Raw genomic sequence first — 13,570 nt, 5'->3', positions numbered from 1 at the left:
GCATTGGCTGCGTGGCGGCTGGATGTTCCTCCCAAGACTCGGACCGTGCGCTGCCTCTGGACGGCTGCGCGACCATCGCGGCACCGCTTATAGGAATAAGAATTCGTGCTGTCACCCGGTTCGAGGCAGAAATTTGCGTTTTTTTGCCGGGACGGCGGCGAAAGGTCCCCTCGGCCCCGAAAATCGGGCCGAAATGGCTCACCTGCGGCTGTCGTGAGGCCGAAACGCACGTGCGGGGAGCGGCCAGGAGCCGCGGTGCTTGTGTTTTCCCGGTGCAATGTGTTGTGTGCCCCGGGCGTGCCGCACCCGCCGCCGGCCCGTCTCCGACCCCGCGACCAAGGCCCGCCATGCGTCTCTCCCGCTACTTCCTGCCCACCCTGCGCGAGACGCCGAAGGAAGCCGAGATCGTCTCGCACCGCCTGATGCTGCGCGCGGGCCTCGTCCGCCAGGAATCCGCCGGGATCTACGCGTGGCTGCCGCTCGGCCTGCGCGTCCTCAACCGGGTCTGCGCGGTGATCCGTGAGGAGCAGGACCGCTCGGGCGCCGTCGAGCTCCTGATGCCGACCGTGCAGTCGGCCGAGCTGTGGCGGGAATCGGGACGCTACGAGGCCTACGGCAAGGAGATGCTGCGCATCACCGACCGGCACGAGCGCGAGATGCTCTACGGCCCGACCGCCGAGGAGGTCATCACCGAGATCTTCCGGGCGAGCGTGCGCTCCTACAAGGACCTGCCGAAGAACCTCTACCAGATCTCCTGGAAGTTCCGCGACGAGGTGCGCCCGCGCTTCGGCACCATGCGCTCGCGCGAGTTCCTGATGAAGGACGCCTATTCCTTCGACTTCGACCAGGCCGGGGCGCGTCACGCCTACAACCGGATGTTCGTGGCCTACCTGCGCACCTTCGCGGGCCTCGGCCTCAAGGCCATCCCGATGCGGGCCGATACGGGCCCGATCGGTGGCGACCTCAGCCACGAGTTCATCATCCTGGCGAGCACCGGCGAGAGCGAGGTCTTCTGCGACCGGGCCTATCTGGACTTCGAGATCCCGCCCGCCACGACGGATTTCGAGGATGTCGCCGGCCTCCAGGGCATCGTCGACGCCTGGACCTCGCACTACGCCGCCACCGACGAGATGCACGAGCCCGATGCCTTCGCGGAGGTGCCCGAGGCGAGCCGCCTCTCCGCGCGCGGCATCGAGGTGGGCCATATCTTCTACTTCGGCACCAAGTATTCCGAGCCGATGGGCGCGAAGGTGGCGGGGCCGGACGGGATCGAGCGGCCTGTCCATATGGGCTCCTACGGCATCGGGCCGAGCCGGCTCGTCGCCGCGATCATCGAGGCGAGCCACGACGAGGGCGGCATCATCTGGCCCGACGCGGTCGCGCCCTTCGACGTGGCCCTGATCAACCTCAAGGTGGGCGATGCCGGCACCGACGCCGCCTGCGCCGAGATCCAGGCGCAGCTCGAGGCCGGCGGCCTCAGCGTGCTCTACGACGACCGGGACGAGCGCCCGGGCGCCAAGTTCGCCACGGCCGACCTGATCGGCCTGCCCTGGCAGGTGATCGTCGGGCCGAAGGGGCTCGCCGAGGGCCGGGTCGAGCTGAAGCGCCGGGCCGGCGGTGAGCGCGAGACCCTCGCGCCGATCGATCTCCTGGCCCGCATCCGGCGCGTCTGAGGCCGCGGCGATGGCGGGCGTGGCGGCGGCCTTGAGCGGACGGCTGAAGGGGATCCGGGCGGGCCTGCGGGCGGGCTCCACCGCGCCCTTCGCGCCCTTCGAGTGGATCATCGCGGGGCGCTACCTGCGCGCCCGCCGCCGGGGCGGCGGCGTCTCGGTGGTGGCCTTCTTCTCGGTGCTGGGCATCGCGCTCGGCGTCGCCACCCTCATCATCGTGCTCTCGGTGATGAACGGCTTCCGCACCGAGCTCCTCACCAAGATCGTCGGCATCAACGGCCACGTCTTCGTCACCCCGATCGACAAGCTCTTCACCGACTACGCCGACCTCTCCGAGCGCCTCTCCAAGGTCGCGGGCGTGCGGGCGGCGATCCCCCTCGTCGAGGGCCAGGCCTTCGCCTCCTCGCCCTATGGCGGCAGCGGCGTCCTGGTGCGCGGCGTGCGGGGCGAGGACCTCGACAGGATCGGGGCGATTTCCCGGAACCTGCGCGGCGGCACGCTGGAGGGCTTCGACGAGGGCTCCGGCGTCGCCATCGGGCGCCGCCTCGCCGAGAGCCTCGGGCTGCAGGCGGGCGACCAGATCACGCTGTCGACGCCGAAGGGCGCGACGACGCCCTTCGGCACCGCGCCCCGCACCAAGGCCTACACCGTCAAGGCGGTCTTCGAGATTGGCATGACGGAGTTCGACTCGACCTTCGTGTTCATGCCGCTCGCCGAGTCGCAGGCCTTCTTCAACCGCGAGGGCGACGTCAGCCTGATCGAGATCTACCTCGACAACGCCGACGCGGTTGCCGACATGCGCGAGCCCCTGGAGATGGCCGCCGAGCGCTCGGTGCTGCTCACCGACTGGCGCCAGCGCAACCGCACCTTCTTCGGGGCGCTGGAGGTCGAGCGCAACGTGATGTTCCTGATCCTCAGCCTGATCGTGGTGGTGGCGACGCTCAACATCGTCTCGGGCCTGATCCTGCTCGTGCGCGACAAGTCGAGCGACATCGCGATCCTGCGCACCATGGGGGCGACGCCCGGCACGGTGATGCGGGTCTTCCTCATCAACGGGGCCCTGATCGGGATCGTCGGCACGCTCAGCGGTCTCGCGCTCGGCATCGTCGTCACGCTGAACATCAAGCCGATCCAGCGCGCGCTCTTCCCCGGCGCCTGGGACCCGACCGTGCGCTTCCTCGCCGAGATCCCGGCCGAGATGAACGCCACCGAGATCACCGTGGTGGTCGTCACCTCGATCGTCCTGTCGCTCGTCGCGACGCTCTATCCCTCCTGGCGCGCGGCCCGGCTCGATCCGGTGCAGGCCTTGCGGTACGGCTGACCGGAAGGAAATCACCGTTCATGAGTACCAGGCCCGATCCCGCCGGCGCCCAGCCGGTGCCGGCGCTGTTCTTCGCCCGGGTCGAGCGGCGCTACCGGCAGGCCGAGGGCGCCCTCGAGATCCTGAAAGGCGCCGACCTCGCGATCTGGCCGGGCGAGCTCGTCGCGCTGGTCGCGCCCTCGGGCGCCGGCAAGTCGACGCTGCTGCACGTGGCCGGGCTCCTGGAGCGGCCGGACGGCGGCGAGGTCTATATCGGCGGCCAGCCCACCGCCGCCATGAGCGACGGCGAGCGCACGCGGCTTCGCCGCGAGGAGATGGGCTTCGTCTACCAGTTCCACCACCTGCTGCCCGAGTTCTCCGCGCAGGAGAACGTGGTGATGCCCCAGCTCATCCGCGGCCTCTCGCGCGCCGAGGCGAAGTCGCGCGCCGCCGAGCTCCTCACCTTCCTGGGCCTCAAGGACCGGCTCGTGCACAGGCCCGCCGAGCTGTCGGGCGGCGAGCAGCAGCGCGTCGCCATCGCGCGCGCGGTCGCCAACGGGCCGCGCCTGCTGCTCGCCGACGAGCCGACCGGCAACCTCGACCCGCACACGGCGGGCCACGTCTTCTCGATCCTGATGGCGCTGGTGCGCGCCTCCGGCCTCGCGGCGCTGATCGCCACCCACAACCTCGACCTTGCCGCCCGCATGGACCGCCGGGTGACGATCCGCGACGGGCTGATCGAGCAACTGGCCTAAACCCGTTCGGCCGCCATCCGCTCGATCGCCGCGCAGGCGCGCGCGATGCCGTCCTCGCCCGCCATCCGCTCCCGCGCCCCGGCGCAGGCCCGCGCGACCCTGTCCGAGGCCAGGAGGCGGGTCAGGCGCCGCGCCGCCCGGGCCGGCGTGAAGGCGCGCTGGCTCATCACCGTTCCGAGGTCGAGGCGCCGCACGCGGGAGCCCTCGTCGAAATGGTCGAAGGCGACCGGCACGATGAGTTGCGGCACGCCGGCCGCGAGAGCCTGCGCCACGGTGCCGACCCCACCGTGATGGACGAGCGCGGCGGTCCGCGGCAGCAGCGCGCTCAAGGGGGCGTAGGGCAAGTGGATGAGGCCCGGCGGCAGATCGGCGGGGGCCTGGTCCGCCTGCGGCGCCAGCAGCACGCCGCGCCGGCCCATGCGGCGGCACAGGGCGACCGCCGTCTCGAAGAAGGCGCGGCCCTGCCGCATCGCCGAGCCGTAGGTGAAGACGAGCGGCGGCGCGCCCGCGTCGAGGAACGCTTCGAGGTCCGGGTCGAGCCGGTCGGTGTCGCCGAAGCGGTCGGCGATCGGGAAGCCGACCTGCACGGCCTGCACCGGCCAGTCGGCCTGGGGCGGCGTGAACCAGTCCGGAAACATCAGGATCAGGTGCGGCGCGAGGTTCCACCAGTAACGCAGGCGCCGCACCGGCCCGAGGCCGAGTTCGGCCCGGAACGCGTTGAGGCGCGGCAGCGCGGCAGGGCCGATCACGTACTTGTCGGCCCCGAGCCCGACCCAGTGCCGGAAGCGCGAGGGCAGGAAGCGGGGCAGGGGCACGCCCGGCAGGCGCGGCGAGTCGAGCCGGCTCTCCATGAAGAACGGCATCACGTGCACGGTCGCGAGGTTGAGCCCGAGCCGCTCCTGCGCCAGCCGCGCGCCGAGGCTCAGCGTCGAGGCCACGACGATCCCGGCCTCCGGACGGACCTCCGCGGCGAGCCAGCGGTAGGTCGGCTCCGTCAGGTCGGAGACGTAGGAGAACAGCGGCTCCACCCCGCGCCAGGGCCGCCACAGGTCGGGCTCGGCCGTGAAGCGGGCGAAGCCCGCCTCCGTCCCGAGCCCGTGGAACGGGATCCCCGCGCGCTCGGCCAGCGGCGCGAAGGGGGCCGGCGCCGCGAGGGCGACCGAGTGGCCTCGGCCCTTCAGGGCGCTGGCGAGGGCGAGGATCGGCAGCACGTCGCCGTGCGTGCCGATCGCAACGAGGTGAACCTGCATCGCGGCAGTCTTGATGCGGCCTTGGAACGGGCCCGCGCCGACGATCCCGGGCGCGATCCGTCCCGCGGGAACCGGAACAGCGCGTCCCCGTTCCGTCCAAGCCTGAGAGGGCCCCCCCTTCGTCGGCAAGTCGAGATCGTCTCGGTGCGCCGGCGGACGCTGTCGCGGATCCAACGGATCGGCCGGCCCGGAGCGCCCGGCGTTCCTGGGGCTCCTTTACCGGTCCGACGGCGCTCCCGTCCAGCGCGCGTGCGCTTCACGCTCGCGTAACCATATCGCGCATCGGGCAGAGCTCCCCGCTTTACACAGAACAAATCAGGAACAAAACTCAGCCCGTCAACAGGAGGCGACGCAGATGTTCAAGCGAATGATCCTGACCGGCATGGTCGAGTTCACGGCCTTCGGGCTCCTGTCGAGTGCGGTGGCGCTGTGGGCGGTAGCCTTGGCCCCGATCCATTAACGGGGCGGCAAGACTTCGCCCGTGGTTCCCGCACCCCGGGCGCTTCCCACAGGAAATCGCCCGGCGCCGCCCGACAGGCCCGTCCGCGGGGCGCGGTGATGCCGGCGGGGCACATGCCGGTGGACATCTGCTCCGCCGGGACTGTTTGCGGGTGACTGATCGGCTCGGAGCCGGAATCCTGGCCGACCACGAACAAGGTCGGTCATGGCGCGGCAGCTCAGGGAGGTCGGATTCGTCCACCTCCACGTTCACTCGTCCTACTCGCTCCTCGAGGGCGCCCTGAAGGTCGCGGACCTCGTGAAGGCCGCCGCAGCCGACCGGCAGCCGGCGCTGGCGCTCACCGACACCAACAACCTGTTCGGCGCGCTCGAGTTTTCCGAGAAGTCCGCCGGCAGCGGCATCCAGCCGATCGCCGGCATGCAGCTCTCGGTCGCCTTCGAGGCCGCCGACCCGATGGGGCGGGGCCCGGCGCCGAGCTGCAGCGTCGTGGTTCTGGCGCAGGACGAGACGGGTTACGGCAACCTGCTGCGGCTCGCGAGCCGCGCCTATTTCGACGGGGCGCTCGGCGAGGCGCCTCGCGTGTCGGTCGAGGCGCTCGGCGAATCGGCCGAGGGCCTGATCGCGCTGACCGGGGGCTCGACCGGCCCGCTCGACGCGGCCCTGCGCGCCGGCCGGCCGGAACTCGCGGGCCAGCGCCTGGAGCGGCTGAAGGCGAGCTTCGGCGAGGATCGCCTCTACGTCGAGATCCTGCGCCACGGCCTGCCCGACCAGGCCGCGGTCGAGCGCGAGCTGCTGCGGCTCGCCGACCGCAACGGGCTGCCGGTCGCGGCCGCGAACGAGCCCTTCTTCGCCAAGGCCGACGATTACGACGCCCACGACGCGCTGCTTGCCATCGCTGACGGGCGCCTCGTCTCGGACGAGCGCCGCCGCCGGCTCACCCCGCGCCACGGCTTCAAGACCCGCGCCGAGATGGCCGAGCTGTTCCGGGACCTGCCCGACGCGCTCTCGGCAACCGTCGAGATCGCCATGCGCTGCGCCTACCGGGTGCGCACCCGCAAGCCGATCCTGCCGAACTTTTCCCAGGTCGCGGCGGAGACGATCGCGGACAACGCGGCAGGAGGCCCGGGGGGACCCGCAATATCGAGCGAGCCCGCGGAACTGCGCCGCCAGGCGGAGGCGGGCCTCGCCCTGCGCCTGAAGCAGCACGGCACCGCGCCGGGCATCGACGAGCAGGTCTATCGCGACCGCCTCGCCTTCGAGCTCGACGTCATCGTCAAGATGAAGTTCCCGGGCTACTTCCTGATCGTCTCGGACTTCATCAAGTGGGCGAAGGACCACGACATACCGGTCGGGCCCGGCCGCGGCTCGGGCGCGGGCTCGCTGGTGGCGTGGTCGCTCCTCATCACCGATCTCGACCCCTTGCGCTTCGGCCTGCTGTTCGAGCGCTTCCTGAACCCCGAGCGCGTCTCGATGCCGGATTTCGACATCGACTTCTGCGTCGAGGGCCGCGAGCGCGTGATCAGTTACGTGCAGGAGCGCTACGGCGAGCGCCAAGTCGCCCAGATCATCACCTTCGGCACGCTGCTGGCCCGCGGCGTGCTGCGCGACGTCGGCCGCGTGCTCGAGATGCCCTACGGGCAGGTCGACAAGCTCACGAAGCTGGTGCCGCAGAACCCGGCCAATCCCGTCACCCTCGCCCAGGCCATCGAGGGCGAGCCGAAGCTGCAGAGCGCGATCGAAGAGGAGCCGATCGTCGCGCGCCTCATGGAGATCTCGCGGAAGCTCGAAGGGCTTCACCGCCACGCCTCGACCCACGCGGCCGGCGTCGTCATCGGCGACCGCCCGCTGGAAGAGCTCGTGCCCCTCTACCGCGACCCGAAGACGGGGATGCGGGTGACCCAGTTCAACATGAAGTGGGTCGAGCAGGCGGGCCTGGTGAAGTTCGACTTTCTGGGACTGAAGACCCTCACGATGCTTCGGTGCTGCACCGATCTCCTGAAGCAGCGCGGCATCGAGATCGACCTCGCCTCGCTGCCCCTCGACGACGAGGAGACCTACGTGCCGATGGGACGGGGCGAGACGGTCGGCGTGTTCCAGGTGGAATCGGCGGGCATGCGCAAGGCGCTCTGCGAGATGCAGGCCGACCGCTTCGAGGACATCATCGCGCTCGTCGCCCTCTACCGGCCGGGCCCGATGGCCAACATCCCGGTCTATTGCGAGCGCAAGCTCGGGCGCGACGCCGGCAACGAGGCGAGCTGGTACCCGCATCCGACCCTGGAGCCGATCCTGAAGGAGACCTTCGGGATCATCGTCTACCAGGAGCAGGTGATGGAGATCGCCAAGGTGCTCGCCGGCTACTCGCTCGGCGACGCCGATCTGCTCCGCCGCGCCATGGGCAAGAAGATCCGCGCGGAGATGGACGCGCAGCGCGACCGCTTCGTGAAGGGCTGCGTCGAGCGTGGCCTGTCGAAGGCCAAGGCCGACGAGATCTTCGACCTGCTCGCCAAGTTCGCCGATTACGGCTTCAACAAGAGCCACGCGGCGGCCTACGCGCTGCTGACCTACCAGACGGCCTACCTGAAGGCGAATTACCCGGTCGAGTTCCTCGCCGCCGCGATGACGCTCGACATCGACAACACCGACAAGCTCGCCGAATTCCGCCAGGACGCGCAGCGCCTGCGGATCGTCGTCGAGCCGCCCTCGATCAACGCGTCCGGCGTCGTCTTCGAGGTTCATGAGGGGCGCATCCGCTACGCGCTCGCGGCCATCAAGGGCGTCGGCCGCGCGGCCGTCGAGGCGATCGTGGAGGCGCGCGGCAACAAGCCCTTCAAGGACCTCGCCTGCCTCGCCCGCCGCCTCAACCCGCGCCACGTCAACAAGCGGACGCTGGAGAACCTGATCGCGGCCGGCGCCCTCGACTGCATCGAGCCGGACCGGGCCCGGGCCTTCGCGGCCGTCGAGCCGATGATGAAGCTCGCGCAAGGGGCAGCCGAGGCCGAGTCGACCGGCATCACCGACATGTTCGGCGGCGTCGCGGCGGCGGGCGTGTCGCTCCGGATCCCGCCCCACGAGCTCTGGCCGATGGCCGACAAGCTCAAGCGGGAATACGACGCGATCGGCTTCTTCCTGTCGGGCCATCCGCTCGACGAGTACGGGCACCTCCTGGAGAAGCTGCGCGTCCAGACCTGGGCCGAGTTCTGCCGCGCGGTCCGCGCCGGCACGACGAGCGTCGGGCGCGTCGCCGCCTCCGTGCTCGACCGCTCGGAGCGCCGCACCAAGACCGGCAACAAGCTCGGCATCGTCACCCTCTCGGACCAGACCGGCCACTTCGAGGCGATCATCTTCTCGGAGGGGCTCGGCCATTACCGGGACATCCTCGAGCCCGGAAAGCCGCTGGTGCTGCAGCTCCAGGCCAACCTCGAGGGCGAGGACGTGCGCGCCCGCATCCAGACGGCCGAGCCGCTCGACCAGGCGGTCGCCCGCTACCAGAAGGGCATGCGGATCTACCTGCGCGACGAGCGCCCGATCGGCCCCGTGCAGCAGCGCCTCGCCGTGCGCGGCGAGGGCGAGGTCTCGCTGATCCTCCTCCTCGACGGGGGCGAGCGCGAGGTCGAGGTCAAGCTGCCGGGCAAGTACCAGGCGACCCCGCAGATCGCGGGCGCCCTGCGGGCGGTGCCGGGCGTGGTGCAGGTCGAGGTGAACTGAGGGTCGGTATTGCCCTCCCCGGCAAGGGGAGGAGTGGGCCCTCCGCGATGATCGGCGGCTTCTACCCACATCCCCGCAGCCGCTCCGCCACCAGTGCCTGCAGGGCCGAGAGGTGCCGGTCGCGGATGCCGAGCGCCGCGCAGGCCTCGACCGTGCGCAGCAGGTACTCGGCGCTCGGGCCCACATGCCCGCAGGCCGCCGCGATCCTGTCGGCGATCTCCGCCTCGGCGAGGCGGCCCGCGTAGCGGTCGCCGAGGCGGTTGACCACGAAGGCGAGGGCGTGGACGCGGCCCTCGGCGGTCTCGACCGGCAGCCAGCGCGCCTCGTAGCCGTTGCCCCGCATCTCGCGCCGCCAGACCGGCATCAGCACCGCCACCGGGTCGTCCCCGGCGAGCCGGAAGGCGACGCCCTTGCAGGTGCCGCCGCGGTCGAGAGCCAGCACGAAGCCCGGCCGCTCCCGGGTGCCGCGGAAGCGCCGCTGCAGCAGGCAGAAGCGGCGGTGGAAGCCCCGCACGGTGCCGATGCGCCGCTCCGCGACGGCGAATTCCGGCCGCCACATCAGCGAGCCGTAGGCGAAGACCCAGATCTCGTCCGGCCGCCCGGGCTTGCCCGCGACCGCCCGTTCGAGCCCGGGCAGCAGCTCCGCGTCGGTGAGGAGGCGCAGCGCCGTGGCGTCGTCGGCGACGGGGTCCGGATGGGCGCGCGCGATCAGGTCGAGGGTGAGGGCAAGCGGGGCCGGCATGGCCCGCAACGGATCATCGCCGCGCCGCCGAAGCAAGCCCGAACCCGGCAAGCCCGAACCCGGCAAGCCCGAACCCGGCAAGCCCTGCGCGGCAACTCCCGCACGGCCGGGTTCAGCTCCGCCGGGCGGCGTAGGCTTCGAGTTCCGGGAAGGGCGACGAGCGGTGCCCCTCGCAGACCTCGTCCTCGTCCCTGACCACGCTGAGCCTCTCGGTGCCGAGCTCCTCGCGGATCACCACCTTGGCGCGCTCGTGGTCGAGCAGGGCCCGGCCCTTCATCCGGCTCGTGACGCAGTACAGGGTGCGGCCCCCGTCCTCGAAGGAGCCGGCGATGCGGCTCTTCTCGAAGCGCACGGGCAGGATCGAGACCGCGCCGAACTGCACCTGCCCGAGGGCGAGGGCCGCGACGCGCTCGCGGAAGGTCTGGGGCTTCTGCGCCTCGGCGAGGATCGGGGGCCTCGCCGCGACGCAGCCGCCCGCACCGGCGAGCAGGATCGCGAGGCCGAGGGGCTTGGGCGAGATCACGGGGCATCTCCAGGACGCCCGACCTTATCGTTGCGTTCGCAACCGTGTAAGCCGGGATAGGCCCGCGACCGGGTCACATTCTCGGGTCCGCATGCTTATCTTGAGGCCATGCAATGGAGCGACGACGCCTTCGTGCTCGGCGTGCGCAGGCACGGCGAGAGCGGGGTCATCCTGGAGGCGATGACGGCCGAGCACGGCCGCCATCTCGGCCTCGTCCACGGCGGGCGCTCGCGCCGGATGCAGCCCGTGCTGCAGACGGGCAACCGGGTGCGCGTGACCTGGCGCGCCCGCCTCGACGAGAGCCTCGGCTCGTACGCGGTCGAGCCGCTCGACCTCGCGGCCTCGCGGCTGATCGGCTCGGGCCTCGCCCTCTACGGCGTCACCCACATGGCGGGCCTCCTGCGCCTCCTGCCCGAGCGCGACCCGCATCCGGGCCTCTACGAGGCCGCGCGGGTCCTCGTCGCCCATCTCGACGACAAGGCCATCGCCCCCGCCCTGATGGTCCGCTTCGAGCTCGCGATCCTGGCCGAGCTCGGCTTCGGCCTCGACCTCGGCGCCTGCGCGGCGACGGGCGCGAACGACGCGCTGATCTACGTCTCGCCCAGGAGCGGGCGCGCCGTCAGCGCCTCGGCCGGCGAGCCCTACCGCGACCGCCTGCTGCCGCTCCCGGCCTTCCTGACCAACCGGCAGGGCGTCGGCCGGGTGCCGGATGCCGAGGCCGTTCGTCAGGGGTTTACCTTGACGGGCTATTTCCTGTCCCACCACTTCTGGGAGCCGCGCGGCCTCGCGGCGCCCGAGGAGCGGGCACGATTCGTCGCACTCGGGGGCTCCCCCGGATGAGAACGTTCGTGATATGTTCTCACTTCAGGTCATCCCAACCGGAGACGTCATGGGCCAGCCCTTCGAGCCGCCGACAGGCGACGGCATCGAGAGCGTCGAGCTGAAATCGGCGCTCGAGGAGCGCTATCTCGCCTACGCGCTGTCCACCATCATGCATCGGGCGCTGCCCGACGCGCGCGACGGCCTCAAGCCCGTGCACCGGCGCATCCTCTACGGCATGCGCCTGCTCCGGCTCGACCCGAACACGGCGCACAAGAAGTGCGCCAAGATCGTCGGCGACGTGATGGGCGACTTCCACCCGCACGGCGACCAGGCGATCTACGACGCGCTCGTGCGTCTCTCCCAGGATTTCGCGCAGCGCTACCCGCTCGTCGACGGCCAGGGCAATTTCGGCAACATCGACGGCGACGGCCCGGCCGCCTACCGCTACACCGAGGCGCGGCTGACCGAGGTGGCGCGACTCCTCCTCGACGGGATCGACGAGGACACCGTCGATTTCCGGCCCTCCTACAACGGCGAGAAGGAGGAGCCCTCCGTCCTGCCCGCGGCCTTCCCGAACCTTCTGGCCAACGGCAGCCAGGGCATCGCGGTCGGCATGGCGACCTCGATCCCGCCCCACAACGCGGCCGAGCTCTGCGACGCGGCGCTCTACCTGATCAGCCATCCCGAGGCGACCTCGGCCCAGCTCAACAGCTTCGTGCAGGGGCCGGACTTCCCCACCGGCGGCATCCTGATCGATTCGTCAGAGTCGATCGCGGAGGCCTACCGCACCGGGCGCGGCGCCTTCCGGGTGCGGGCGCGCTGGGCCCGGGAGGATCTCGGCCGCGGCACCTGGAACATCGTGGTCAGCGAGATCCCCTACGGCGTGCCGAAGGCCCGGCTGATCGAGAAGCTCGCGGAGCTCCTGCAGGAGCGCAAGCTCCCGCTGCTCGCCGACGTGCGCGACGAATCGGCCGAGGACGTGCGCGTCGTGCTGGAGCCGCGCTCGCGCAGCGTCGACCCGGTCATCCTGATGGAATCGCTGTTCCGGCTGACCGAGCTCGAGGCGCGCATCCCGCTCAACATGAACGTGCTGGTCGGCGGGCAGGTGCCCCGCGTGATCGGGCTGGCGGAGGCGCTCCGCGAGTGGCTCGACCATCGCCGCGTGGTGCTGCAGCGCCGCTCCCGCTTCCGCCTCGGCCAGATCGAGCGGCGGCTCGAGATCCTGGGCGGCCTGCTCATCGTCTATCTCGACCTCGACGAGGTCATCCGCATCATCCGGGAGGAGGACGAGCCGAAGCTCGCCCTGATGGCCCGCTTCACGCTCACCGAGGTGCAGGCGAACGCCATCCTCGACACCCGCCTGCGCTCCCTGCGGCGGCTCGAGGAGATGGAGCTGAAACGCGAGCTCGACGCGCTGACGAAGGAGAAGCAGGGTCTCGACGCGCTGCTCGCCTCCGAGAAGGAGCAGTGGACCTCGATCAAGGCGCAGATCCGCGCGGTCAAGAAGACCTTCGGGCCCGAGACCGCGATCGGCCGCCGCCGCACGACGCTCGAGAACCCGCCCGACACCGCCGGCATCGATCTCACGGCAGCGCTCGTCGAGCGCGAGCCCATTACCGTCATCGTCTCGAGCAAGGGCTGGATCCGGGCGCTCAAGGGCCACGTCGCCGATCTCTCGGGCGTCGCCTTCAAGGGCGACGACGGGCTCAAGATCGCCTTCCCGAGCGAGACCACCGCCAAGATCCTGGTGCTGGCCTCGAACGGGAAGGTCTACACGCTGGAGGCCTCGAAGCTCCCGGGCGGGCGCGGCTTCGGCGACCCGATCCGCCTGATGGTCGATCTCGACGACGGCACCGAGATCGTGGCCGCCTTGCCCTACCAGCCGGAGGGCCGGCTGCTGGTCGCGGGCTCGGACGGGCGCGGCTTCGTGGCCCCCGCGGACGCGCTCGTGGCCAACACCCGCAAGGGCAAGGGCATCCTCGGCCTCGACGGCACCGCGACCGCGGCGGTGCTGGTGCCGGCGGATGGCGACCACGTGGCGGTGTGCAGCGCCGACAAGCTGCTCCTCGTCTTCCCCGTATCCGAGCTGCCGGAACTCGCCCGCGGCAAGGGCGTGCGCCTGCAGCGCTGCCGCGCCTCGAGCCTCGCCGATGCCTGCGTCTTCAATCTCGGCGAGGGCCTGCCCTGGCGCGACGGCTCGGGCCAGGCGCGGCTCGCCAATGCGCAGATCCTCGAGAAGTGGATGGGCCACCGCGCCGAGGCAGGCACGCTGATGACGCGCAGCTTCCCGAAATTCGAGCGGTTCGGGCGCTGAGGCGAGGGCCGCGCCGCGATCCGTCGATG

The 13,570-nt window shown here is 71.1% G+C and carries 9 protein-coding genes; 6 read left to right on the top strand and 3 right to left on the bottom strand.

The window, feature by feature from the left end; all coding sequences use genetic code 11:
- Nucleotides 1-347: 347 nt before the first annotated feature.
- Genes proS through WDW90_RS05570 form a run of 3 tightly spaced genes read left to right on the top strand, consistent with a single transcriptional unit; the run spans nt 348 to nt 3,725 of the window.
- Entirely contained in the window at nt 348-1,673 is a 1,326-nt protein-coding gene (proS, locus tag WDW90_RS05580; protein ID WP_336486320.1) for a proline--tRNA ligase, read from the top strand.
- Between the two features lie 10 nt (nt 1,674-1,683).
- A complete protein-coding gene (locus WDW90_RS05575) occupies nt 1,684-2,991 on the top strand; it encodes a lipoprotein-releasing ABC transporter permease subunit (RefSeq protein ID WP_336486319.1) in 1,308 nt (435 codons plus the stop codon).
- A 20-nt stretch (nt 2,992-3,011) separates the two neighbouring features.
- Nucleotides 3,012-3,725, top strand: a complete 714-nt coding sequence (locus WDW90_RS05570; protein ID WP_336486318.1) for an ABC transporter ATP-binding protein — start codon at nt 3,012-3,014, stop codon at nt 3,723-3,725.
- On the opposite strand, the gene WDW90_RS05565 is transcribed toward WDW90_RS05570, so the two are convergent.
- The gene (locus WDW90_RS05565; RefSeq protein ID WP_336486317.1) at nt 3,722-4,975 is read right to left on the bottom strand and encodes a glycosyltransferase; all 1,254 of its coding nucleotides are present in this window, start codon (nt 4,973-4,975) and stop codon (nt 3,722-3,724) included. The genes WDW90_RS05570 and WDW90_RS05565 overlap by 4 nt on opposite strands.
- A gap of 664 nt (nt 4,976-5,639) precedes the next feature.
- Here WDW90_RS05565 and dnaE point away from each other — a divergent pair.
- On the top strand, nt 5,640-9,140 hold the full coding sequence (gene dnaE / locus WDW90_RS05560) for a DNA polymerase III subunit alpha (RefSeq protein ID WP_336486316.1): 3,501 nt from the start codon (nt 5,640-5,642) through the stop codon (nt 9,138-9,140).
- 61 nt (nt 9,141-9,201) lie between these two features.
- Here dnaE and WDW90_RS05555 read toward each other — a convergent pair whose 3' ends face one another.
- Entirely contained in the window at nt 9,202-9,882 is a 681-nt protein-coding gene (locus WDW90_RS05555; protein WP_336486315.1) for a gamma-glutamylcyclotransferase, read from the bottom strand.
- A gap of 112 nt (nt 9,883-9,994) precedes the next feature.
- Nucleotides 9,995-10,405, bottom strand: a complete 411-nt coding sequence (locus WDW90_RS05550) for a hypothetical protein (protein WP_336486314.1) — start codon at nt 10,403-10,405, stop codon at nt 9,995-9,997.
- 108 nt (nt 10,406-10,513) lie between these two features.
- On the opposite strand from WDW90_RS05550, the gene recO reads away from it, so the two are divergent.
- Together recO and parC are read left to right on the top strand one after the other, a co-directional pair.
- Nucleotides 10,514-11,245, top strand: a complete 732-nt coding sequence (gene recO / locus WDW90_RS05545) for a DNA repair protein RecO (RefSeq protein ID WP_336486313.1) — start codon at nt 10,514-10,516, stop codon at nt 11,243-11,245.
- Between the two features lie 49 nt (nt 11,246-11,294).
- A complete protein-coding gene (gene parC / locus WDW90_RS05540) occupies nt 11,295-13,541 on the top strand; it encodes a DNA topoisomerase IV subunit A (protein ID WP_336486312.1) in 2,247 nt (748 codons plus the stop codon).
- Nucleotides 13,542-13,570: the final 29 nt, after the last annotated feature.

It is taken from the genome of Methylobacterium nigriterrae (genome assembly GCF_037106235.1).
Classification (GTDB): domain Bacteria; phylum Pseudomonadota; class Alphaproteobacteria; order Rhizobiales; family Beijerinckiaceae; genus Methylobacterium; species Methylobacterium nigriterrae.
Note: the sequence above shows the minus strand (reverse complement) of the source record. Positions and strands in the feature narration are given on the sequence as shown.